Annotated in this window: 24 protein-coding genes and 1 pseudogene; 5 read left to right on the top strand and 20 right to left on the bottom strand. The window is 64.4% G+C overall.

What is annotated here, in order from left to right:
* A pseudogene (locus AC4D2M_RS07200) lies at positions 1-192 on the top strand (hypothetical protein); the annotation flags it as partial.
* 531 nt (positions 193-723) lie between these two features.
* Here AC4D2M_RS07200 and AC4D2M_RS07205 read toward each other — a convergent pair.
* Together AC4D2M_RS07205 and AC4D2M_RS07210 are read right to left on the bottom strand one after the other, a co-directional pair.
* Positions 724-2,076, bottom strand: coding sequence for an ATP-binding protein (locus AC4D2M_RS07205; RefSeq protein ID WP_490890956.1), 1,353 nt, complete (start codon positions 2,074-2,076; stop codon positions 724-726).
* Positions 2,073-2,747, bottom strand: coding sequence for a response regulator transcription factor (locus tag AC4D2M_RS07210; RefSeq protein ID WP_490890957.1), 675 nt, complete (start codon positions 2,745-2,747; stop codon positions 2,073-2,075). Before AC4D2M_RS07210 ends, AC4D2M_RS07205 begins: the two co-directional genes overlap by 4 nt.
* A gap of 141 nt (positions 2,748-2,888) precedes the next feature.
* On the opposite strand from AC4D2M_RS07210, the gene AC4D2M_RS07215 reads away from it, so the two are divergent.
* Entirely contained in the window at positions 2,889-3,224 is a 336-nt protein-coding gene (locus tag AC4D2M_RS07215; protein ID WP_490890958.1) for a PepSY domain-containing protein, read from the top strand.
* Between the two features lie 166 nt (positions 3,225-3,390).
* Here the strand turns inward: AC4D2M_RS07215 and AC4D2M_RS07220 are convergent, their stop codons facing one another.
* On the bottom strand, positions 3,391-4,338 hold the full coding sequence (locus AC4D2M_RS07220) for a DUF4031 domain-containing protein (RefSeq protein ID WP_490890959.1): 948 nt from the start codon (positions 4,336-4,338) through the stop codon (positions 3,391-3,393).
* Positions 4,339-4,524: 186 nt separating this feature from the next.
* Here AC4D2M_RS07220 and AC4D2M_RS07225 point away from each other — a divergent pair, with 186 nt between their 5' ends.
* Together AC4D2M_RS07225 and AC4D2M_RS07230 are read left to right on the top strand one after the other, a co-directional pair.
* A complete protein-coding gene (locus AC4D2M_RS07225; RefSeq protein ID WP_490890960.1) occupies positions 4,525-5,634 on the top strand; it encodes a WD40/YVTN/BNR-like repeat-containing protein in 1,110 nt (369 codons plus the stop codon).
* Positions 5,631-5,918: a MoaD/ThiS family protein gene (locus tag AC4D2M_RS07230; protein ID WP_490890962.1), complete on the top strand. Its 288-nt coding sequence runs from the start codon at positions 5,631-5,633 to the stop codon at positions 5,916-5,918. The genes AC4D2M_RS07225 and AC4D2M_RS07230 overlap by 4 nt, the downstream gene beginning before the upstream one ends.
* 5 nt (positions 5,919-5,923) lie before the next feature.
* Here the strand turns inward: AC4D2M_RS07230 and AC4D2M_RS07235 are convergent, their stop codons facing one another.
* Positions 5,924-7,123 carry a CHAD domain-containing protein gene (locus AC4D2M_RS07235; RefSeq protein WP_490890963.1) on the bottom strand — a complete coding sequence of 400 codons (1,200 nt, stop codon included), beginning with the start codon at positions 7,121-7,123 and terminating at the stop codon, positions 5,924-5,926.
* 96 nt (positions 7,124-7,219) lie between these two features.
* Between AC4D2M_RS07235 and AC4D2M_RS07240 the strand changes: the two genes are divergently transcribed.
* Positions 7,220-7,789 (top strand): MOSC domain-containing protein, encoded by a 570-nt coding sequence (locus AC4D2M_RS07240; protein ID WP_490890964.1) that lies wholly within the window; start codon positions 7,220-7,222, stop codon positions 7,787-7,789.
* A gap of 15 nt (positions 7,790-7,804) precedes the next feature.
* Here the strand turns inward: AC4D2M_RS07240 and dnaB are convergent, their stop codons facing one another.
* The 16 genes from dnaB to AC4D2M_RS07320 form a co-directional block, all read right to left on the bottom strand.
* A complete protein-coding gene (gene dnaB, locus AC4D2M_RS07245; RefSeq protein WP_490890965.1) occupies positions 7,805-9,181 on the bottom strand; it encodes a replicative DNA helicase in 1,377 nt (458 codons plus the stop codon).
* 644 nt (positions 9,182-9,825) lie between these two features.
* Positions 9,826-10,275 carry a 50S ribosomal protein L9 gene (rplI, locus tag AC4D2M_RS07250; RefSeq protein WP_026543916.1) on the bottom strand — a complete coding sequence of 150 codons (450 nt, stop codon included), beginning with the start codon at positions 10,273-10,275 and terminating at the stop codon, positions 9,826-9,828.
* Positions 10,276-10,290: 15 nt separating this feature from the next.
* On the bottom strand, positions 10,291-10,530 hold the full coding sequence (gene rpsR, locus AC4D2M_RS07255; RefSeq protein WP_026543915.1) for a 30S ribosomal protein S18: 240 nt from the start codon (positions 10,528-10,530) through the stop codon (positions 10,291-10,293).
* A 100-nt stretch (positions 10,531-10,630) separates the two neighbouring features.
* The gene (locus tag AC4D2M_RS07260) at positions 10,631-11,188 is read right to left on the bottom strand and encodes a single-stranded DNA-binding protein (protein ID WP_490890967.1); all 558 of its coding nucleotides are present in this window, start codon (positions 11,186-11,188) and stop codon (positions 10,631-10,633) included.
* A gap of 54 nt (positions 11,189-11,242) precedes the next feature.
* Complete coding sequence (gene rpsF, locus AC4D2M_RS07265) at positions 11,243-11,548, bottom strand: 30S ribosomal protein S6 (protein ID WP_490890968.1); 306 nt, start codon at positions 11,546-11,548, stop codon at positions 11,243-11,245.
* 179 nt (positions 11,549-11,727) lie between these two features.
* Positions 11,728-13,008 (bottom strand): M18 family aminopeptidase, encoded by a 1,281-nt coding sequence (locus AC4D2M_RS07270; protein ID WP_490890969.1) that lies wholly within the window; start codon positions 13,006-13,008, stop codon positions 11,728-11,730.
* A gap of 32 nt (positions 13,009-13,040) precedes the next feature.
* The gene (locus tag AC4D2M_RS07275) at positions 13,041-13,730 is read right to left on the bottom strand and encodes a response regulator (protein ID WP_490891382.1); all 690 of its coding nucleotides are present in this window, start codon (positions 13,728-13,730) and stop codon (positions 13,041-13,043) included.
* Positions 13,721-14,977 (bottom strand): sensor histidine kinase, encoded by a 1,257-nt coding sequence (locus AC4D2M_RS07280; protein WP_490890970.1) that lies wholly within the window; start codon positions 14,975-14,977, stop codon positions 13,721-13,723. The genes AC4D2M_RS07275 and AC4D2M_RS07280 overlap by 10 nt, the downstream gene beginning before the upstream one ends.
* A 35-nt stretch (positions 14,978-15,012) precedes the next feature.
* Positions 15,013-15,900 carry an ABC transporter permease gene (locus AC4D2M_RS07285; protein ID WP_490890972.1) on the bottom strand — a complete coding sequence of 296 codons (888 nt, stop codon included), beginning with the start codon at positions 15,898-15,900 and terminating at the stop codon, positions 15,013-15,015.
* Positions 15,901-15,902: 2 nt separating this feature from the next.
* A complete protein-coding gene (locus AC4D2M_RS07290; RefSeq protein ID WP_490890973.1) occupies positions 15,903-16,850 on the bottom strand; it encodes an ABC transporter ATP-binding protein in 948 nt (315 codons plus the stop codon).
* Positions 16,851-17,077: 227 nt separating this feature from the next.
* Positions 17,078-17,911 carry an ABC transporter permease gene (locus AC4D2M_RS07295; protein WP_490890974.1) on the bottom strand — a complete coding sequence of 278 codons (834 nt, stop codon included), beginning with the start codon at positions 17,909-17,911 and terminating at the stop codon, positions 17,078-17,080.
* A complete protein-coding gene (locus AC4D2M_RS07300; RefSeq protein WP_490890975.1) occupies positions 17,908-18,894 on the bottom strand; it encodes an ATP-binding cassette domain-containing protein in 987 nt (328 codons plus the stop codon). The genes AC4D2M_RS07295 and AC4D2M_RS07300 overlap by 4 nt, the downstream gene beginning before the upstream one ends.
* Positions 18,895-19,081: 187 nt before the next feature.
* Entirely contained in the window at positions 19,082-19,675 is a 594-nt protein-coding gene (locus AC4D2M_RS07305) for an LURP-one-related family protein (RefSeq protein WP_490890976.1), read from the bottom strand.
* Between the two features lie 185 nt (positions 19,676-19,860).
* Positions 19,861-21,060 carry an MFS transporter gene (locus AC4D2M_RS07310; protein ID WP_490890977.1) on the bottom strand — a complete coding sequence of 400 codons (1,200 nt, stop codon included), beginning with the start codon at positions 21,058-21,060 and terminating at the stop codon, positions 19,861-19,863.
* A 95-nt stretch (positions 21,061-21,155) separates the two neighbouring features.
* The gene (locus AC4D2M_RS07315; RefSeq protein ID WP_490890978.1) at positions 21,156-22,838 is read right to left on the bottom strand and encodes an ABC-F family ATP-binding cassette domain-containing protein; all 1,683 of its coding nucleotides are present in this window, start codon (positions 22,836-22,838) and stop codon (positions 21,156-21,158) included.
* A gap of 39 nt (positions 22,839-22,877) precedes the next feature.
* Positions 22,878-23,111, bottom strand: a complete 234-nt coding sequence (locus AC4D2M_RS07320) for a hypothetical protein (protein WP_490890979.1) — start codon at positions 23,109-23,111, stop codon at positions 22,878-22,880.
* Positions 23,112-23,187 lie beyond the last annotated feature (76 nt).

Raw genomic sequence — 23,187 nt, forward strand, 5'->3', positions numbered from 1 at the left:
GCCCAGTTCAACCTCCTCGCCCAGCTCAACACCTTCCCGCAGATCCCCAACCCGGAGAACCTGACCACAGCAGGAATCATCTCGGCCATTATCGCCGCGATCGTCTCCCTCGCCGGAGCGATCCTCGGCGGCAAAGCCGGAATGCACTTCCACCGCAAGGTCGACGAAGCCAACCTCGTCGACAACCGGTAACAACCGGTAACAACCGAGCCCCAGGGCTCACCAATCGGCCCACCTCCTACTCATGGAGGTGGGCCGACTACGTTCCTCTAACGGTCTGATGGACAGGTCGAAGGCCCCCTCACGGTTGTCTTTGTTCACCGATTCGGTTCCTGTCTACAGGAATTTCAAGCGCAACGAGCTACCCTACGTGATCGGGGACGATTGGTGCTCTTCGATCAACGCGGCCATGGTTCCAGCGGTTGGGGCCGCTTCCGGGCAGCTCGACCGCATCGGAAACCCCATGTATGAGGCGTACGTGTCCGCCGGCCTGTGGTCACGACTGTTTCAGCCTCAGCGGCACCGTTTGTGAAGGCCCGGCCCGCTCGACACGACCGCGAAACCGATTGTCTATTCAGGTTCGATGCAGTGTGCGCCCGCCGTAGGCCGCATATTCATGCATCGCGGAGGAAGTTGTTTCATTTGGGTTGCAAGCCCATAGAGTTGGGGCGCAGAGCGGTCGCTAGAGTTCGGACCACATGCTCCGCGCAGTCCTCTGGGCGGTCAAGAGGTGGGAAGAGTCATCGCCACCGTTGTCCCGCTTCCGGCTTCTCCGCCCGTGATGCTCGCCGTTCCACCGTGCTCTTCGACGACGGCCCGCACGATCGACAGGCCGAGTCCGCGGGCGCCGACGGAGCGTGCGCCCGCAGAGCGGCTAAACCGCTCGAACGCTGAGGCCCGCAGTTCCGCGTTCATCTCCTCACCCTCGTCTGTCACCCGGATCGTCACCCCGCCCTCGTCCGCCGACGCGCCGATGCGGATCTCCCCCTCGCCGTGGCGCAGGGCGTTGTCGACGAGGTTGCTCACGGCCTGGTCGATGCGGGCTCGGTCTGCCCGCAGTGGCAGCGCATCACTGCCGGCCACGGTGATGACGCGCCCCTCGGCATTGGCCCGCGTCCCGAAGCGGTCCGCCACCGCACCCAGCACTTCGCGGAGGTCGAACTCCTCCTTCCGTAGGACGAGTCTGCCCTCATCGGAGGCCGCCAGGAGGAGCAGATCCTCACAGAGGCGACTAAGCCGGTCGACCTCCTCGTTGACCGAGTACAGGGCCGCCGAGAGGTCCTCCGCGGAGCGGGGACGGGCGAGAGCCAGCTCGACCTCCATCCGAAGCAGCGCCAGTGGGGTCCGCAGCTCATGGCCGGCCTCCGCCACGAAACGGCGTTCCCGCTCGAGGGCGACGTCGAGGCGCTCGAGCATGGCGTTGAGCGTGCTGCCCAGCCGGTGGATCTCGTCCCGGGCCGCCGGTAGCGGCAGCCTCTCATCCAGGTTCCGCGCTGAAATACTGGCGGCCTGCTGCCGCATCCTGTCGATGGGCCGCAGGGCCGAACCGGCCACCGCGTATCCCAGCGCGGAGGCCAGGAGCAGCGCCAGCGGAACACCCACCAGGAACTGTGAGGACACGCCCTCCAGTGCGTCTTCCAGGTCCTCACGCGAAGTCCCGACCACCAGCACCTGCTCCCCTTGGCGACGCGACAGCAGCGTCGCCGGCTCCCGCTCCCCTTCGTCCGTCAGCCACACCTCACGGGTGAGCGCTACATCCCCGTCGATGGAGCGAGGGAGCTGCCCGGGAGTCAGCAGGGGTCCGGATACCTCATCGGAGGAGGCGACCACCTCCCCCGACGGCGACAGGACCTGCGCGAAAGACTCCCCGTCCATGGCCGAGGCGAGCCCGGGTCGTCGCGACGGATCCGCCTGCACCACGGACTCCAGCTGGGCCCGCAGGGACGTGCGCATCTGCTGCTCGAGAGTCGCTTCGACCCGGTAGTAGACGAAAAACGCCAGCCCGGTCAGCACCAGCGCCGCCGCCACGGCGAAGGTGGCCGCGACCTTCAGGCGCAGCGGCAGGCGGTCCTTCACGAGTCGGCCTTCAGCCGGTAGCCTGCGCCGCGTAGCGTCTCCAGGGTGTCCCTCCCGAAGGGCCGGTCAATCTTCTCCCGCAGCTGGCGCACGTAAACGTCAACGATATTGGAACGGGCCTCATAGCCCATGTCCCAGGCATGGTCCAGCAGCTGATCGCGCGAGAGTACCAGCCCCGGGCGCCGCATAAACGTCTCCAGCAGCGCCAGCTCCTTCGCCGACAAGTCGATCTGCTGCCCGCCGCGCCACACCCGGCGGGCAGCGGGATCAAGACGCAGGTCCCCGACCGTCAGCACAACAGGGCGCTCGACGGGCCCCCGCCGGGCAAGGGCGCGCATGCGGGCCAGCAGCTCCTCGAAAGAGAAGGGCTTGGCGAGGTAGTCATCGGCCCCCACGTCCAAACCCCGCACCCGGTCCTCGACCGCGGTACGAGCCGTTAGCATCAGCACGGGCGCCCACACGTGCTGGCTACGAAGGCGGCGGCAGACCTCGAAACCGTCCATGTCCGGGAGCATGACGTCAAGCAGGATCACATCAAAGTCGGCGAGGGCAGCAACCGCGACCGCGTCGCCGCCGGTGGCCGTAACGTCGACCGCGTCGCCCCGTTCCGTTAGCGCACGGTGTAACAGGCTGGCCATCTTTGCCTCGTCCTCCACCACCAGAATCCGCATCCGGCACATCTTACGCCGGTCTCCCCGCCGGTCCGAGAGGGGCAGCACTCCCCACCGGAGTGGAGCGGGGCCGGTCCGGCATTCATCGTGGCCTCATCTTCGGCAGCTACCGTGGGAAACTCCAGACGAAAGGAGCACCACATGGCATTCCGTATCAACAAGAGGACCGGATCCCTGCTCGGCGCGGCAGTTCTCGTGGCCGCCTCCGGTGTCGGTGTCGCCGTCGCATACAGCGGCGGCGACGACGCCGGGGACGAGCCCATCACCGGCGCCGCTCTCCAGCAGGCCCAAGAGGCCGCCCTAGCCGAGACCGGCGGTGGCGAGGTCACCGAGACTGAGGTCGGCGACGAGGAAAGCCTCTACGAAGTGGAGGTCACTCTCGACAACGGCACCCAAGTCGACGTGCAACTCGATGAGAACTTCAACGTCGTGGGCACCGAGACCGAGGACGGCGCCGAAGAGGACGACGAGTCCTGAACCGGCCCCGCCGGAGCACCCGGTGGGAGAACCGCTCAGCCCCTGACCGCCTCGCGTGCAGTCAGGGGCTGGTCCGGCAACGTGCTGCTGAACATGATCATGAACAACGCAATGGAACGCACCGGTGCGGCCCCGTCGAACTCCACCCGGTAGCTCGCAGCCCGCTTCAGGATCGAAGCGGGCGGCCTCGGCCCGAGATGGCCCGGTAGTCGTTATCGCTGTACGTTGCCTCCGGACAGCGCAGCGTAGCCGCCTCTGCTTCCAGGTTCTGTTGAGCGTTCGAAGCCCACAGACGCCGGCCCTCCGCTGTTCGATAGAGCGGGTCCAGACTCAACAATCGGTCGACGACGGCGGCCCTCCCGCGGGTGAAGTCATCTTCAGGTACGTGGGCGTACTCCTCGCGTACGGCTTCAACATAACGGCGATACCCACCCCCCGGCCGGCCCAAGACGGCCAGATCAGCGTCGCACAGGAGCTCCGCGGCCCGGTCACCGTATTCGGGGGCATGCGAAGCGGTCAGCAATACCAGCCGTCCCACCTCGGCCTGACACGCGATATAGCGCTTGAGCGACGACTCGGCCAGTGCAGCTGAAGCTTCCTCGTCCGCTCCCGCCTCACCGGCGTACACAGCGTCGTGGAACCAGGCGGCGAGCCGGACGTGCAGGCGAGTGTCGGCGTCGTCGTTCCCGTTGAAAAGGAGGTCTAATGCCTCGAGCACATCGAGCAGATGCCCGGGGGTGTGATAGCGGCGATGTGGTTCCGACCAGCGGTCCAGAAGCTCCTCGCCCAACCGGGAGGCGCCGGGAAGCGTCTGCTCCCACCGCGTCAGGAGGTAGCGGTGGAGGCGGTCGGGCCTTCGTCGGGCAGGCACCCGCAAGCCGCTCGCGATCAAAACGCGGACCAGCGTGCCGCCGTCGACCTCGTGCGCACCGAGCCCGACGAGCTGGCGGTATCGCCGGGCGGGAACGTCGTAATGGTCCACATCGAAAGCGCGTTCCGGGATGCCGGCGCCGGCCGCGAACGTGTGCAGCTCATCGAGCGAGGTATCCGAGATGAGGTGCGAGAAAAGCGTGCCGTGTGCGGGCCAGAGCGGAGGATCAATGTACACGGCCATGGAACCAAGCGTACCGACCGGTGGTTTCGCACGGAGCGCCGGCGGGAGTGGACCCGGAAAAGCTCCCGGAAAACCCCTGTACAGCCGGAGGTCCCTGTGCCATTGTTTACAGTGTCTACATGCGGTGCCGTTCCTGGGAGATGCATCCACGGCGACCGCGTACGCCACTTCGCGAATCGAGTACCCATGGAAACCACCCTCCTTGCCATCGGCACGAAAAAAGGCCTGTGGCTTGCAACCAGCACCGACCGGCAGGACTGGACCCTGTCGCAGCCCCACCACCTCATGTCGGAGATCCCCAGCATCGGAATAGACACCCGTGACGGGCGGACCCGGATCCTCGTGGGCATGATGGACTGGCATTGGGGCCCCACGGTCGTCTACTCCGACGACCTCGGCGCCAGCTGGTCCGAACCCGAGCAGGGCGCCATCAAATTCGACGAATCCGACGAGACCGCCCTCGGCCGGATCTGGCAGCTACAGCCGGACTCGGCGGATCGGCCCGGCGTCGTGTGGGCGGGATGCGAACCGATCTCGGTGTGGAAATCGACCGACGGGGGCCAGCACTTTGAGCTCAACCGCGGGCTGTGGGATCACCCCCACCGCTCCGAGTGGGGTGCCGGATTCGGCGGAGCGGCGGCGCACACCGTCACTCCCAGCCCGGTCGAGGACACCGTCCACGTGGCCATGAGCACCGGCGGCGTCTACCGCTCCACTGACGGCGGCCAGTCCTGGGAGCCCCGAAACAAGGGGATCTCGGCGTACTTCATGCCCGACCCGAACCCCGAGTTTGGCCAGTGCGTCCACAAGATCGCCCGCGATTCCGAGAACCCGCAGCGCCTCTACGCCCAGAACCACCACGGCGTGTACCGGTCCGACGACGGCGCCGAGACGTGGGAGTCGATTGCTGACGGGCTGCCGGCTGACTTCGGCTTCGTCATGCTTTCGCATCCCCGCCGCGGCGGCACCGCCTGGGTCATCCCGCTGAAGGCAGACGGTGAGCGCATTCCCCCGGACGCGCGCCTCGCCGTTCACCGCACGGACGACGCCGGTGCCTCCTGGACGCGTCTGGACAACGGCCTGCCGGTCAGCGAGTACAACGCCGTGCTGCGCGATGCTGCCGGGGTGGACACGGCAGAGCCGGTCGGCGTCTATTTCGGGACCCGCGGCGGTTCCGTCTATGCCAGCGCCGACGAAGGGGAAACTTTTACTGAAGTGGCAGCGCACCTGCCGGACGTACTCTGCGTCCGTGCCGCCGTCGTCGTGGGTTCCAGCGAGCCCGTTGACTCGCCATGAGTCCGGTCACGGTCCTCATTCCAACGCTGTTGCGGCCGTTCGTCGAGGACCGGTCCTCCGTCGAGGTTGTTCTGGAGGCTCCAGCGCCGGTCTCATCGGTCCTGGACACACTGGCGGATGGGAGGCCCATCCTCGCGCGACGAATCCGTGACGAGACCGGGGCGCTGCGCAGATATGTGAATATCTACGTGGACGGCGAGGATGTTCGCCGGGCCGACGGTCTTTTCACACCTGTTGAACCGGGATCCGAGGTGATGATCATCCAGTCGGTTGCCGGCGGCTAGGACGGTCACGCGTCCTTCGCCAACTGAGCGAGAAGTTCGTCGATCAGCACTTCGGAGCGACGAATCCCATCGCTGAACCTGCTGATCGCGACGCCCTGAAGGAGACCGACGTCGTAGCGGTCTCCTTCTTTCTCCAGTTCCACCGCTGTCCTTGACAGCCATTCATGCAGCACTGCCAGATCGATAATGTCGCCCAGTTCACGCTGGTATCTCTTTGCGTCTTTGGCGGCCCGACGGAGCTTCTTCCGCGCCCGGATCTCCGCGGCGTCCAATGCCGACGTGACGTAGCGGACGCGTTTCACCGCCTTGCGAACGTCATGGGCGTGGTGGAACGCTGCCTCTTCGCCTGCGCCCGCGTCCCGTGCCTCCGGGGACCGTGCCGCAATCCTCTCCAGCTTGCGAAGACTGCGCCGAAGCAGCCGGTTGGCGAGCTGGCGGGAGGACCGGCCGTGTACTGCGTCTGTCAGCGGAGGGCGGGAAGCGAATGCCTGTATCTCCACCAGAAGTATCAGATGCTCGTTGCGCTGCAGATGCCGCCTGACCGCGCGCGAAGCACCGGTGAATTGCTCGAATGCGCGCGTCTCCAACAGGTCGAGGGCGGCGGGCTGCATGACGCCTCCGAGCAATTCAACGCCGCCGGGCAGAAGCTCGGCGGCGACCTCGGCGTCCCGGGCCGCGCTGCACCGCCTTGCAAGGTCTCCCAGTCCCACCTCGAGGTTCTTCCTTTGGCGGACATCGAGGAATGGAGCCGCCGCCGTCAGCAGGGCCCGGAAGGATCGGCAGGTCACGCGCAGTTGGTGTATGGCATCGGGAAGATCCAGTCGCACCGCGAGATCGCTTACAAGCAGCTCATCCGAGAGTCCCCGGACCATCACGGTGAGTGCTGCGGCTGCATCCCCGGGGTGTTTACGGAGGGCGTCATCGTCGACCTCGTGGCGACCGCTCTCCTGTTGGGGTTCGAGCGTGGCGTCCCCGGTAAGGCCGGCAAGGTGACGCAGCAGGGTAGCCGGGATGCCCAAGGGGCGCGATTTCAGTCCGTTGAAGACTACTTCGTGGCGGTTTCCGGCGAATTGGAGCTTCACTATCCAGCGGACGTCGGCGCCCTGCCCAGTTCTGACCAGCTCCACCGAACTTCGACGCAACGCTGAACCGGCGGTGTCGTAGCTCGTCCCTGTGTGGCTTTGCCCTGGAACTTCGGCACTCATGGGTCCATCATCCCCCGGCATGGCAGTATCCGGCGTCGTGACGTGTGCGCGGTGCGGGCAGCACCTCACGGAAGGGGAACCGTTAGCTTTGAGTACATGCCTGTCTTCCGGTACGACGTCGAGATTCTGCACCTGCTCGTATCCCCTCAGCACGCCTACTTCGGCCGGGCACGTGACGGAGCGGCAAATGTTACTACGACGGACGCAGAGCAAGCCGAGGTTGTGGCAGGCAAGGGCATCGTTGGGGACCGGTTCTTCGGCAAGGCGGCGCACATGGACGCCGCAGTGACCGTATTCGCCATCGAAGCGTTGGAGTCGATCGCGGCGGAGCTGGGCGCTGGAACCTTGGATCCGATGCTGACACGGCGCAACGTGATCCTGAGGGGTGCACACCTGCCGCCGCTGGTCGGCCATGAGTTCACGCTCGAATCCGGCGGCGGCCGGGTGACATTGCGGGGCGGCAGGCCAGCCCACCCGTGTGCATGGATGGACCGGATGCTCGCTCCGGGAGCGCACCCAGCGATGCGTGGACGTGGCGGTGTGCGGTGTCAGCCGGTCTCTTCCGGCCTGCTGCACCGAGGCCCGGCGGTGCTGGTGAGCCCCGTGGAACTCGATCCGTCGCAGGCCGGCGTTGCCCACCGGTTGAGGCCCAGCAGACTGCCCTGACGAAGTGCGGCAGCTCTAGAAACCGCCGGTGTCAGCTGCCATGTTGTTGAAGCGCGAGTAGTGACCCTGGAACCCGACCACGAGGGTCTTCGTGGGACCGTTACGGTGCTTGGCAACGATGACGTCGGCCTCACCGGCCCGCGGTGACTCCTTGTCATACACATCGTCGCGGTGGAGCAGGATGACCATATCGGCATCCTGCTCGATGGACCCGGATTCTCGCAGGTCAGAGACCATGGGCCGCTTGTCTGTGCGCTGCTCGGAACCACGATTGAGCTGTGACAGAGCGACAACGGGAACGTTCAGTTCCTTGGCCAGGAGCTTCAGGGCTCGCGAGAACTCCGAGACTTCCTGCTGCCGCGATTCGACGCGCTTTCCGGACGACATCAGCTGCAGGTAGTCGAGGACAACAAGCTTCAGATCATGCCGCTGTTTGAGGCGGCGACATTTCGCGCGGATCTCCATAAGCGACATGTTGGGACTGTCATCAATGAAGAGCGGGGCGTCATTCATGCGGCCCATTGTGGTGGCGATCTTGCCCCACTGCTCGTCCTTCACGGTGCCCTTACGCAGATCCTGGAGCCCGATGGTGGCTTCCGCGGACAGCAGTCGCATCGCGATCTCGTTCCGGCCCATTTCCAGGGAGAAGAATACCGTGGTCATATTGTGCTTGATGGCCGCTGAGCGCGCCCAGTCAAGTGCGAACGTGGACTTACCCATCGCCGGACGGGCCGCAATCACGATCATCTGGCCACCATGCAGACCCTGCGTGAGTTCGTCGAACTCGTAGAACCCCGTCGGCACCCCCGTCATCCCCTCACCGCGATGACCGGCAGACTCGATCTCATCGACCGTGCCCTCGATGATGTCTTTCAGAGGCACATAGTCTTCGGCAGTACGACGTTCGGCAACAGCGTAGACCTCAGCCTGCGCCGCGTTGACAATGTCATCGACCTCGCCGTCGTTGGAGTACCCGAGCTGCACAATCTTGGTACCGGCGTCCACCAGGCGGCGCAGGACAGCCCGCTCCCGGACGATCTCCGCATAGAAGCCGGCGTTCGCTGCGGTGGGCACCGATTGGATCAGTGTGTGGAGGTAGGCGGGGCCGCCGATGCGGGAGATCTCTCCGCGCTTGGTCAGCTCATCCGATACGGTGACGGCGTCAGCGGGTTCGCCGCGGCCGTAGAGATCGATGATGGATTCGTAGATGCTCTCGTGGGCCGGGCGGTAGAAATCCACGCCCCGGAGCACCTCTACGCAGTCTGCGATGGCGTCCTTGGACAGCATCATCCCGCCGAGGACGGACTGTTCTGCGACCAGATCCTGGGGAGGTGTGCGGGAGAACTCGGGCGAGCGCGTGTCTGCTGATGAATCCGCATGAGCCAAAGACACTGGTGCGGCCTTCCTTCCCGAAACTTTCCGAATCCCTACACCGGTTGCCCGAAGGCAGGCGGTGGACCCGAGCTGAATAACCATAGGTACCAGCCGCCACCGACAGTCTTTGCGGTATGGGATACCCCGCAACCGTAGTGCCCATCCAGTCCCCTGCCAAGCGAGTTATCCACAGGGGGTGTGTATAAGTTGGTGATTGTTCGGCGTGTTGTGTGCAGAGGCTGGGGATATCTATGTGGATTTGTGGGCTCATATATCCACAAAGCGGCCCTCACTAGGCGAAACGTTCCGCACAGGCTGTGGAGAAAAACTTTCTCAGAGGAACGTTCATCCCCTGCTTCCGTGTTGACAGAAGCAGAAAATAGGCCTACCGAGCGGCATTTATGCACCATCTATCCACAACTGTGCAACAAGGCGGCCCCGGTGTACGTCACAACGAATAAATAGCATGACGGCCCTCTATGCCCGGGGGCTGATGTTCCGCGAATAGACGTACGGAATAGGGAATACTCCAGTCGCAGGATATATTTCCTGCGGCGCAACCAGCCACGCAGCCCGGGCACAATGTGCTCCCATGAGCGTGCATGCAAAAGGCCCCCGCTCCGAGGAGCGGGGGCCTTTCGGCAGTACTGCTAGCTACTGAGTTAGCTGGCGACGACGTCGAGGTCGATCACAGCGGCAACGTCCTCGTGAAGACGAACGTTCGCCTGGTAGCTGCCAACCGACTTGATGTGTGCCGGCAGTTCAACCTTGCGCTTGTCGATGGAGCCGAGACCTGCGGCCTCGACGGCCTTCGCGACATCATCGGCCTTGACGGTTCCGAAGAGACGACCGGACTCGCCGGCCTTGACGGTCAGCTTGACCGGCTTTGCCTGCAGGGCTGCAGCCTGACGCTGGGCGTCCTCAAGCGAAGCGTGCTCGCGAGCGGCACGTGCAGCCTTGATGGACTCCACCTGCTTCTCGCCACCCTTGGTCCAGGTGAGAGCGAAGCCGCGGGGCAGAAGGTAGTTACGTGCGTAACCGTTCTTCACCTCGACAACATCGCCTGCGGTTCCCAGGCCGGTGACTTCCTGGGTCAGAATAAGCTTTGCCATGGTGTGTTCCTTTCCTTAGCCGCGGCCTGCGCCGGAGTAAGGCAGGAGAGCAACTTCGCGGGCATTCTTGATTGCCAGAGCGATTTTGCGCTGTTCCTGCACGGTCACGCCTGTTACACGGCGTGCACGGATCTTTCCGCGGTCGGAAATGAACTTACGCAGCAGTGCTACGTCCTTGTAGTCGATGACGGTGACGTCAGCGGCCTTCAAGGGGTTGGACTTTGGTTTGGGCTTACGAAGTTCAGCCTTAGCCATCGTGGTGCTCCTTATGTCTGATGGAGCCCGCAGAACGGTTCTGCGGGATGGGAATTACATGGTGGAAACGCCTCCATAGCAGCGACGCTTCCTGAAAGGTCTAGAAGGGCGGTTCGGATGATTCCGGGCCGCTGCCCCAATCGGACGAATTACCGCCCGCTGGTGCACCCCATGGGTCCTGCTGCGCAGGCTGGCTCTGCTGGCCGCCGCCGCCCCAACCCTGGTTGGAGCCACCGCCGCCGCCGAAGCCGCCGCTGTCTCCCCCGCCGAAGCCGCCGCCGCCACCGCCGGAGCGCTGGGTTCGGCTTACCTTGGCGGATGCGTAGCGCAGTGACGGACCGATTTCGTCCACCTCCAGCTCCATGACGGTGCGCTTCTCGCCTTCCTTGGTTTCATACGAGCGTGACTTGAGGCGGCCCTGTGCAACAACACGGGTTCCCTTGGTGAGGGTCTCCGCGACGTTCTCAGCCGCTTCACGCCAGACCGACGCCCGGAGGAACAGCGTTTCGCCGTCCTTCCACTCGTTGGACTGACGGTCGAAGGTCCGCGGCGTCGAAGCAATGGTGAAATTAGCCACTGCAGAGCCTGAGGGCGTGAAACGAAGTTCCGGGTCGCTGGTGAGATTACCGACGACCGTAATTGTGGTCTCGCCTGCCATGGTGCCTCCTACGGTCACTGGCCCACCGGGGTGGACCTGGGTTGAAAGCCGAAACTATTCGGCAGAAACCTTCTGCTCTTCGGGGCGGATGATCTTGGTGCGCATGATGGTCTCGTTCAGACCAAGCTGGCGGTCAAGTTCAGCAGCAATTGCCGGAGTAGCGGTGAAATTGACGACGGCGTAAATGCCCTCGGACTTCTTCTTGATTTCGTAGGCCAACCGGCGACGTCCCCAGATGTCTACCTTGTCCACGGTTCCTTCACCGTTGCGTACAACGTTCAGGAACTTCTCAAGGGTTGGCTCAACGGTACGTTCCTCGACATCGGGGTCGATGATTACCATCAGTTCATATGCACGCATTTGTGAACCCACCTCCTCTGGGCTAAACGGTCGCGGTCCTTCCGCAACAGGAGGTTCTTTTGCGTTGATCCGTGAAGCTGTTGCCGCTTTACTTCCAGCGGTTCCACGTCGGCACGGACTCATCAATACTACCGGACCGAAAACGGGTCGCCGAACCGGCTGTGGACAGTCAGCGCTCCCTAGGAAACGGAGAAGAACTGCCGAACCACCCGCATCAGCTGGTACGGGTCCTCGACGCCGCAGAGCTCGCGGGCGGAGTGCATGGAGAGCAGGGGGACTCCGACGTCGACCGTACGGATTCCCAACCGGGTGGCGGTCAGCGGGCCGATGGTGGATCCGCAGGGCATCCCGTTGTTCGACACGAATTCCTGGTACGGAGCAGCGGCTTCCCTGCACAGCCGGGCCCAGTAGGCGGCACCCGGCGCGTCAGTAGTGTACCGCTGGTTGGCATTTATCTTCAGCAGCGGGCCCCCGCCGAGGACCGGGTGGTTCGCGGGGTCGTGGCGCTCGGCGTAATTGGGGTGGATGGCGTGGCCGGCGTCCGCGGAGACACAGAACGACGACGCGAAGGCCCGGCGCCGCTGCTCCTCGCTTGCGCCCAGGCCGGAGGAAATGCGGTGGAGGATGTCCTCAAGGAAAGGTCCGCTCGCCCCGGAGCGGGAGGCGCTGCCCACTTCCTCGTGATCGAAGGCTGCCAGCACCGCGATAGGTGCGCTGTCGGCGTCGTTCTTTGTGGCGTGAACGAGGGCGATGAGCCCGGCGTGCACCGAGGAGAGGTTGTCCAGCCGGCCGGACGCGAAGAATTCGCCCTCCGCACCGAAAACCCGGGGCTGCTGAGTGTCTGCGACCACGATGTCGAACCCGCCGATGTCCCTGGCCTCCAGATCAGCGTCGACGGCAAGGATCTGCAGCAGGTCGGCGCGGGCCGGATCACCAAGGCCCCAGACCGGGTTCATGTGCTGCTGCTTGTCGAGCTTCAGCCCGTCGTTGACCGAGCGGTCCAGGTGGATAGCCAGTTGGGGGAAGCGCAGAAGCGACCCGGTGTGCACGAGGTGCTCCACGCCGTCGTGCGTCACCAGCCGGCCGGCGAGCGCCAGTTCGCGGTCCAGCCACGAGTTCAGCAAAGGTCCGCCATAGACTTCGACACCCGCCTGCAGCCAGCCGTGGCGTCCGGTGGTCGGCTTCGGCTTCAGCTTGAAGGACGGTGAGTCGGTATGCGCACCGAGGATGTGGAAGCCGGTGGTCTCAGTTGCTGTGGACGGGGTGATCCACGCGATCAACGCGCCGTCACGAATGACGTAGAAGCGGCCAGGGCCGCCGTCCCAGGCCTCGCCCTCGTGAAGTTGGGTAAAGCCTGCCGCCTCCAATCGCGCGCCGCCCTCGGAGGCTGCATGGAAGCTGGACGGTGAAGCGCTGACATAAGCGCCAAGGTCGGCAATGTGAGCGTGAGCGGCAGTCATGCCTCCAAGCGTACTGACCGAGGGGCCCGTGCCTAGAAGTCGAGTCCCTGGCTGGGCGTCACCAGACCGGTCTCGTACGCGTACACGACGGCCTGGACGCGGTCGCGCAGGTGCAGCTTGGTGAGGATGCGGCGCACGTGCGTCTTTACCGTGGCCTCGGAGAGGAAGAACCGGTGCGCCAGTTCGGCGTTGGAGAGCCCCTCGGCAATGGCGCCGAGGACTTCGAGTTCGCGGGGCGTCAGATCCCGGAGCAGGGGGTCGCGGAGGGGTTTCGGAGTGTCCGGTCGCGAGCGCACGTACTCTTCGAGCAGGCGCTGCGTCACCCGCGGAGCAACCACCGCGTCGCCGCTCGCTACCACCCGGACAGCCTGCACCAGGTCATGAGGCGCGACATCCTTGAGAAGGAACGCGGACGCGCCTGCCCGCAGCCCGGCGAACGCATATTCGTCCAGATCGAACGTGGTGAGAATGATGATCCGGGCGCACGCGCCCGACTCCGTGATGCGCCGTGTCGCCTCTATTCCGTCCATCACCGGCATGCGGACGTCCATGAGTACGACGTCGGGAACCAGCCGTTCTGCCAACCGCGCCCCTTCGGCGCCGTCGGAAGCTTCTCCGACTATCCGCATGTCCTCTTCCCCTTCGAGAATGAGACGGAACCCCATGCGGAGCAGCGGCTGGTCGTCCACCAGGAGGACTCTGGTTGGTTCGCTCACGCGGATTTCTCCTGACGGTTCTCAACAGGGGTATGGAGTTCGGCCGTGACAATCCACCCACCGGACGGGCCCGGCCCGCAACTGACGGTGCCGCCGTAGATGGCGGCACGCTCGCGCATGCCGGCGATCCCCTGTCCCGTGCCCACTGACTGTACGGGCTCCATGGCTCCGCGGCCGTCGTCGGACACGCGTACTTTGACGGAGTCGCCCAGCCTGGCAATCAGGACGTCAACGGTGGTCACAGCTTTGGCATAGCGCAGGACGTTGGTGAGCGACTCCTGAACGATGCGGTAAATGGTCACCTCGAAGGCCGCGTCTTCCGGCAGCCCGGGGCCACTGAGCTGCACCCGGATGGGCAGTCCGGCGGCTCGGAACCCTTCAAGGAGGCCCGCGAGCGAACCACCGGCCGGCAACGGGGCAAGCGGTGCGGAGTCGGGCCCTTCGCGGAGGACACCGAGCACTCTCCGCATGTCCGCGAGGGCGGTTCGCCCGGTGGCGGAGAGTTCGGCGAGAACTTCCCGCGCACGGTCCTGATCGCGTTTCATGACGACGGCGGCTCCGTCCGACAGCGCGATCATCACCGACAGGGAGTGGGCAACGACGTCGTGCATTTCGCGTGCAACGCGGTTCCGCTCAGTGGCGGAGGCGAGTTCGGCGTTGCGCTCTGCCCATTCGCGCAGTTCGTGTTCATGCAGTCTCTCGCGGCGGATTGTCACGCCTACTCCGACGGCGACCACGTACCACATCACCGCGAAGCCCATGATTACCCAGATTACATACGGCGCCTCCTCCGGCATCGCGGCGGGAATGAAAGCGAGCGGGAAGACCGATGTCACCACCGCTCCCGCGAAGGCCCAGACCGCCGTGCGGACCGGGAAGGCGACGGCCACCGCGTACAGCGCGAACCAGATGCCGATGCCCACCGTTGATCGGGCGTCAGAGATCACCAGGGCAACGGGTTCAATGGCGCACAGCAGTGCGAGAACAATCAGCGGACGGCTACGCCGGAAAAAAAGGATGACGGCCGCCACGCCGATCGGCAAGAGGCTCCATGGGCCTGCAGCCCGCTCAAGGGGCAGGAGGATGTTGGGTACGCTGCTGAGCAGGAACAACAGAACGACGACGAGGTCCATCATCCGCGGGTGTGATCGGAAGTACCGGCGGATGGGGCCTAGCCGTCGTGCATTGATCTCGGTGAAGGAGACGGCAGCCGTTCGTTCCGCCGCCTCCCTCAACGAGGCTTTGTCACTCATGGAGTGAGCATATTGGGTGTGCTGATCAATCCCGCCTAAACGTCGCGCTTCTTCGTGACAACCAGCGAAACTAACAGCAGCACGAGTGCCCAAGCGCCCAGCACCAGGGCTCCCTGCCACTGGTTCAGGGCATCATCGGCAATGGAAATGGCAACCATCTGCTCGCCGGCGCTGCTCGGCAGGAACCGCGCGGCGTCGGGAATCCAGTCAGCGAGTCCGGAGAAGAGCTGAATGATGATGGGCAGCACCATCAGCAACCCAATCGCCGTCACCACACCGCCGGCGGTGTTGCGGAGCAAGGTGCCGATTGACATGGCGATGACGGCCATCAGCGCCAGCACGGAACCCGTATTGATGATGCTCAGCAACACCCCGTCCGTGGTGATGGCGAAGTCAATGTCCTCTGGCGCGAGGAAGGGCTGCGCAACGAAGTAGGAGATCAGGGCGGCCCCTGCCCCCACCACGAAGGCGACGGCTGCGATGATGAAGTTCTTTGCGAGGAGTGCGGGGATGCGCTTGGGGACCGCGACCATGGTTGAGCGGATCATCCCCGTTCCCCATTCGGACGCGATCAGCACGACGGCGAGGGAAGCGATGAGGAGCTGCCCGAAGATGATCCCGGCGCTCGGCGAGCTCAGCGCGAGTTCGCCGTAATCGGTAGCTGCGAGTTGAGCGGCAATCTCGGGATCAGAAGACGTGAATGACTCGGCTGAGGCCTGGCTGGATGCCATGGACCACGCGAAAAGCGCGGACAGGCCGATCATCACCACCAGCGTGATCGACAACAGAATCATGGTGGAGGGGACGGTGGTCACCTTGATCCACTCTGATCGGAGGACACGGAAGAAGCTCACTCCGGCCCCGGAGGTCTCCCGGCGGGTGGTTGCGCCGGCTGGGTTCGCTGCGGTGGCTGTATGTGCCATGGCTACTTGCCTTCCTTCGGGCCGGTCCCGGCAGGAGCCTGCGGAAGAGATTGTGAGTGGTACTCGACCTCGTCGGTGGTGAGCTGCATGTACGCGTCCTCGAGGGATGCCTGGAGCGGCGTCAGTTCGTAGACGAGGATGCCGCGTGCAAGTGCAACTTCGGCGATACGGCGGGAGTCTGCGCCGGTGATTTCGAGAAGCTCCGGCTCGAGGTGCTGGCTGGAAACACCATCCGCGGCCAGGGCCCTTACCAGGTCGGCCGGACGGTCGGTGCGCACGCGTGCCCGGGTCTGGCCGTGTCCGTCAAGGATCTCGCGGATCGGAGCATCGGCGATGATACGCCCGCGGCCGATCACTATGAGGTGGTCCGCGGTGAGCGCCATTTCCGACATCAGATGCGAGGAGAGGAAGACGGTGCGGCCCTCGGACGCCAGGCCCTTGGCGAGGTGCCGTACCCACTGCACACCTTCCGGGTCCAGCCCATTGACGGGTTCGTCCAGGATGACGGTGTGCGGGTCTCCCAGCAGCGCACACGCAATGCCGAGCCGCTGGCCCATTCCGAGGGAGAACCCCCCGACGCGCTTCTTGGCGACCGGCCCCAGGCCGGTCATCTCGATGACTTCCTTGACCCGACTGTTGGGGATGCCATGGGTGGCGGCCATCGCCCGGAGGTGGTTATAGGCGGTGCGCTTGGTGTGGACAGCTTTCGCATCAAGCAGCACACCCACTTCACGCAGGGGCGCGGAATGCTGTGCGTAGTGCTTGCCGTTGACTCGGACGTCGCCGCCCGACGGATTATCGAGTCCGACGATCATGCGCATGGTGGTGGACTTGCCGGCGCCGTTGGGTCCGAGGAACCCGGTGACGCGGCCTGGTTTCACGCTGAACGAAATCCGGTCTACCGCCGCTTTGGCGCCGTAACGCTTGGACAGATCCGTTGCCTCAATCATGATGGGCGTCCTTGGGGAAGGGAGTTCTTGGGATACCTCAACACTACGGAGCAACTGCCTGCGCGGCGCCGACCGGCGGGATGATCTTGCCCCTGCCCCCGTACGCCAAAAGGATGATGCCTTCCAGGGCCCATCAGCCGGCACGACGGCGCGGCGGCTGATGGTGACTCCCCCCCCCGCGGGATGACGACGGCAGCCACACGGGCCGCCGCCGTCGTCTTCTGTTGCTAGCGGGAGCTGACGGACTTGAACTTCTTCACCGAGAGCGGCACGAAGATCACAAGCATCACGATGATTCCGAGGATCACGGTGATGATGGGATTCTGCAGTGTCCAGGCCGTGGGCTCCGGGAAATCGGGGTTGGTGTTCCCGAACAGCAACCTCGCCGACTCCACGAGGGCGGACACCGGGTTCCACTCCGCAATGTTCTTCAGCACCTCCGGCAGGGTATGGATCGGGACAAACGCGTTCGAGATGAAGGTCAGCGGGAACAGGATCATGAAGGACGCGTTGTTGATGACCTCCGGACTACGGACACTCATCCCGAGGAGCGCCATGACCCAGCTGAAGGAGTAGGAGAACAGAAGCAGAACCGCGACTCCGCCCAGGAAGCCCCAGAACGACGTGGTCACGCGCCAACCGACCAGCCAGCCGGTGCCCATCATGATCATCATCGAGATGCTGTTGATCACGAGGTCGCCGTTGGTACGCCCGATCAGCACTGCCGCCGGGCTCATGGGAAGGGTGCGGAACCGATCAATGATTCCGTCCTTCAGGTCCTGTGCCATTGCAGCTCCCGAAAAGGTGGAGCCGAAGATGACTGTCTGGGCAAAAATGCCGGCCATCAGGAAGTTCACGTAGTCAGGAACGTTCATTGCACCGGCATAGACCTGGCTGAACAGGAGTACGAACATGATGGGCTGAAGGATGGTGAAGACAAGGATCTCCGGGACCCGCTTGATCTTGATCAGGTTGCGGCGGGTCGCGATCCAGCCATCTGAAAGCAGCTGAGCGAACGGTGAACCTACGCTCTCGTAGGCGGGTTGGCTGACCGCGGTCATTGGGCTTTCTCCATCTCGGCATCGCTCTTGCTGGTCTCATCCTCGGCTTTGTGGCCGGTGAGCTTGAGGAACACGTCATCAAGCGTTGGTCGGCGCATGCCGGCGTCGTGGAGCTGGATCCCCGCCTGTCCCAAGTCTGAAAGCACATACTGCAGCGCCCGCGGACCTTCGACGACGGACACCTCCACGGTGCGGTCGTTCCCCGCAGGAGCACCGTCTCCGTGGCGTGCGAGGATCTCGCGTGCCGCCCCGGCATCGGCCTGGTGCACCAGCGTGACAACCACCCGGTGGCCACCGATCTGGGCCTTCAGCTTATCCGAGGTGCCCTCGGCGATCACCTTGCCGCCGTCGATCACGGCAATGTCATCCGAGAGGTGGTCCGCCTCTTCCAGGTACTGGGTGGTCAGGAGGAGCGTGGTGCCGTCGTTGACCAGCTGTTTGATGATTTCCCATAGGGCGAGCCTGCTGCGCGGATCCAGTCCGGTGGTCGGTTCGTCGAGGAACAGGATCTTGGGGTTGATCACCAAGGCACCGGCAAGGTCAATACGACGGCGCATGCCACCGGAGAAGCCCTTGACCGGGCGGTTGCCGGCTTCCGTCAACTCGAACTGATCAATCAGTTCCTGTGCACGCTTTCGCGCCCTCTTCGCACCCAGGTGATAGAGCCTGCCCACCATCTCCAGGTTCTCGAATCCGGTCAGATTCTCATCGACCGCCGCATACTGGCCGGATGCGCCGATGATCCGCCGGGCTGCCTTCGGGTTGCGGATCACGTCGATTCCGTCGATGTGGGCCGTACCCTCATCCGGCTTGATGAGGGTGGTAAGGACCTTGACTGCCGTCGTCTTACCCGCCCCGTTGGGACCCAGCAGTGCCTTCACGGTCCCCTGGGGAACGGAAAGGTTGAGGCCCGCGAGTGCATGCACCGGGCCGCTCTTCGATGTGTATGTTTTCTTCAGACCTTCGGCCTGGATGATCGTCATGGGTCAACCCTAGGTTTGGCAAGTTGTGGGATGAAGGGCATTGCGGACAGATTGGGTCCGCTAATCACCGGGGTGTTCCGCGTAGGACGGGAGCCGTGGACGGACGGTCCACGTGCGCGGGTTTATGTATGTAGACACCGTATACATCATTGTCCGTCAGGGCAATGGTTTTGTGCGGCCCAGCCCCCTACCGGGACTGCAAGGCGTCCAGTGCCACCGCCATCGCTGCAGCCACCCGCCAGTCGATACGTGCCCCCGGGACAGTGACGTCATAACGGTCGCGCAGGGATCGCCGCCGTTCCGAGGTCAAGACCACCTGGCCGGACGGGTCGCGAAAGTCGAAGTGGAACAGGAAGGGCACCGGTATGGCGTCGAGGAATGGGACGAACTCCCAGATACGGCGGGCGATCGCAACAGCCTGGCTGCGTTCACTGCCAACCGCCTGGATCCCCGGCGCATCCAGTTGCCAGGTTGAGCGCAGCAGTGAAGCACCGAAGTTCTTCCGAAAGCTGCCGATTGAATTTCCCTGGGCGTCGCGCACGTCGTAGGTGGCCCCCAGGTCCAGCCTCTGACGTGCCTTGAAGGAGAAAATCACCGTCTTCTTCGATTCATCAGAGAAGAAGCGGACCTCTTCCTTGAAGGCAGCCCGCTTCTGCTGGGCGAGGGCCAAGAGCTCTACCGGCTCCCCGTCGGAGTCAACTGAGCGCACTTCATACCGGTTCACCATCATGGTGATCTTCTGCGTCACCGAGAACTGTTCGATCGGTCGGGTATGCTCCACTGGTTTTCCTCCGGCTTTCCTCGCACCCGGATCCGGGCAGCATTTCCGAGCCTAGCGACCCGGCCGGCGGCCGGCGTCGTCCTAAAGGACGATCTCCGCAAGGGACGGCACACAAGAGCGGCAGGCGCGGGCAGCACGGCTGCCCGCCCCCTGCCGGCGTCCGCTAACCCCAAATAACGACGGCGTCAGGACGGAACGCGGGTGCCTTCCGATTCTTCCGCTCGGCGCTCCGCAGCAGCCGGTGCCACGATGAAGGAAGCCAATACGGCCACACCAACAGCCAGCAGGGCGTTACGGATGCCCACCTGGTCGCCGAGGAAGCCCAGCAGCGGTGGTCCCGCCAAAAACGCCGTGTAGCCGATGGTCGAGACAACCGATACGCGCGCGGCCGCGAACCGCGGCTCATCGGCGGCGGCGGACATGCCCATCGGGAAGCCGAGGGCTGCACCTGTCCCCCACAGGACCGCTCCGACACCTGCGAGAAACACGGTGGGCGCGAAGACGAAGAGCACCAGGCCGGCAAGGGAGGACGCGAGGCTCACCTGCAGCACCCGCACCCGGCCGAACCGGTCGATGAAGCCGCCGCCGATGAACCGGAAAATCGTCATCGAGGCAACGAACACACCGAACATCAAGGCACCGACGGCCTCACTGGCACCGAGACCGTCGACGGTGGCCTTCGCTACCCAGTCATTGGCTGCGCCTTCGGTGAGCGCGGCACCAAGGACCACCAATCCGATGAGGAGAGTGCGAGGCTCCTTCCAGGCGGCGAATCCGCCCCGGCGCGGGGCGGCGTCGTCGTACGTTTCGGCGTGAGGTTGCTCCGGCAGGAAGTAGCGCGGAATCCACAGTGAAATGACCAGCACCAGGGCGGCCACCACCACCAGGTGTGTCGAGAGCGCTACACCGCCGGCGGCCAGGGCGGCGCCGGCAACCGCACCGACAAAGGCACCGCCGCTGAAGGCTGCATGGAACTTCGGCATAATGGTGCGCAGGAGCCGGCGTTCGACGTCGGCTCCTTCAAGATTCTGCGCAACATCCCACAGGCCGATGCCCAGGCCGAAGATGAACAGGCCTGCCGCGGCGAGAGTTACCGATTGAGTCATGAGGCCACCGGCAATGACGGATGCTGCGATTGCGGAAGCAACCCCACCAACCCTCACGGTGTTCGCGGTGCCGATTCGGGCCGCGATTCCTCCGGACAACGGCAGGGAAATCATGGAGCCGATGGCCGCGACCAGCAGCAGCGCACCCGTCTGACCGTCGCTCAGTCCCAGCACGTCCGACGCGGACGGAATCCGCGCCGCCCAGCTGGCGAAGATGAGGCCATTGAGCCCGAAGATTGCGAAGGTAGCCCACATGGCCGGATTGACTTTGCTCTGCACCCATAAACCCTATGCGCAGGTACAGGCCGGGTCTACACGCGGCGCCAAGTGTGATGGAACCGACAGTGAAGCTGAGAGTCAACCCCACCGGGGACTTAGCGCGCCCGCTGCACCCTGCCCTCGTCCCAGACGGGAGTCTCGGACTCGTACACCTTGCCGTCCTCGCCGAAGACCAGGAACCGGTCGAAGCCGCGTGCGAACCAGCGGTCGTGGGTCACTGCGAGTACGGTGCCCTCAAATGCGTCGATGGCGCGTTCCAATGCCTCGGCTGAATGCAGATCGAGGTTGTCCGTGGGCTCATCCAGCAGCAGCAGCGTGGCGCCGGAAAGCTCGAGCAGGAGGATCTGCAGCCGTGCCTGCTGTCCGCCGGAAAGCGAGTCATACAGCTGCTCCGACTGGCCAGCGAGCCCGTAGCGGTCCAGCACAGCGGACGCCGCTTCCCGCCCGAGACCGGACCGATGGTCATCCCCGCGGTGCAGGATGTCGAGGAGCGTCCGGCCCAACAGATCCGGGCGGCTATGCGTCTGGGCGAAAAATCCGGGCCGGATGCGGGCACCCAACTTCACGACGCCGGTGTGCGGCACCGGATCGATGCTCACCTCGGACACGGGCTCGTGTTCCTTCTCCGGGTCCGTACCGCCGGCTGCGAGCAAGCGGAGAAAGTGGGACTTGCCGGATCCATTGGAACCGAGCACCCCCACCCGGTCACCGAACCAGATCTCGGTGCTGAACGGCTTCATCAGTCCTGTGAGTTCGAGCTTCTGCGCAACGACGGCCCGCTTCGCTGTGCGGCCGCCCTTGAGCCGCATGTTCACGTTCTGCTCAATCGGTATCGCTTCGGGCGGTCCTGCTTCCAGGAATTTCGCCAGTCTCGTCTGGGCGGCGTGGTACCGGTTCGCCATGTCCGAGCGGAACGCCGCCTTGTTCTTATACATGTTCACGAGCTCTTTGAGCTTGATGTGCTCCTCGTCCCAGCGGCGCCGCAGTTCCTCGAACCGCGCGTTCCGGTCGGTCCGCGCCTGCAGGTACGTGCTGAAGCCTCCCCCGTGCACCCAGCTCGACGCACCGAGGGCGCCGGGCTCGAGCGTGACGATCCGGGTGGCAGCGTTGTCGAGAAGCTCCCGGTCGTGACTGACGAACAGCACAGACTTGCTGGACTCATTGAGCTTTGCTTCCAGCCAGCGCTTGCCGGGGACGTCGAGGTAGTTGTCGGGCTCGTCGAGGAGGAGCAGTTCGTCAGGTCCCGAAAACAGCGCTTCCAGCACCAGCCGCTTCTGCTCGCCTCCGGACAACGACGACGCCGCGCGGTACTGGGCGCGGTCATAGGGCACGCCGAGCGCCGCCATCGTCACTTCGTCCCAGGTGGTTTCCAGCTCGTACCCGCCGGCGTCTCCCCAGTCGGCAATGGCTTGTGCATACCGCATCTGGGTGGGTTCGTCGTCGTGCTCCATCATGGCCAGCTCGGCGTCATCGATGCGCTTCGCGGCTGCGGCGAGCGCCGGCGGAGCGGCGGAGACGAGGAGATCACGAACGGTGGTGTCGTCACGGACCTGGCCGACGAACTGGCGCATGATGCTCATGCTGCCGGACCGGGTGACGGCTCCCTCGTCCGCGGTGATGTCACCGGCGACAATACGCAGGAGGGTGGTCTTTCCGGTTCCGTTGGGCCCGATCAGCGCGGTCTTGTGGCCCTCACCGACTTTGAAGGTGACGCCGTTGAGCAATTGACGGCCGTCGGAGAGGAAGTAGTCAATGTTGGATAGGTCAAGATGTGCCACCGCTCAAGTCTTTCACGGTTGAAGACAGTAACCGTGCCGCTACTCCATACCTCGATAGGCTCGCTCCCGTAAATCCTCCCGCTGCTGGTTCGTTAAAATGAGCCACTCCGCCGGCGTGAGTTTCAGCAGGTGCAGCAGGCGCCGATCCTCAGCCGATAGCAGCGTCCCGGCGGGGATGCCACGTGGTCGTTCCTGTGTGTCGAGCCGGACCGCCGCTACCACCAGAGTCAGGACCGCCGCCATCACGACGGCGGCGATGATTTCCACGCCCATCAATCCTCCTGCACACGGTTGCCTCGCCGGCCGCTGCCGGGAAGGAATGCTTGATGATTGCCTCCCCGCCTTGGGG

This window comes from Arthrobacter sp. TJ-270 (genome assembly GCF_058269075.1).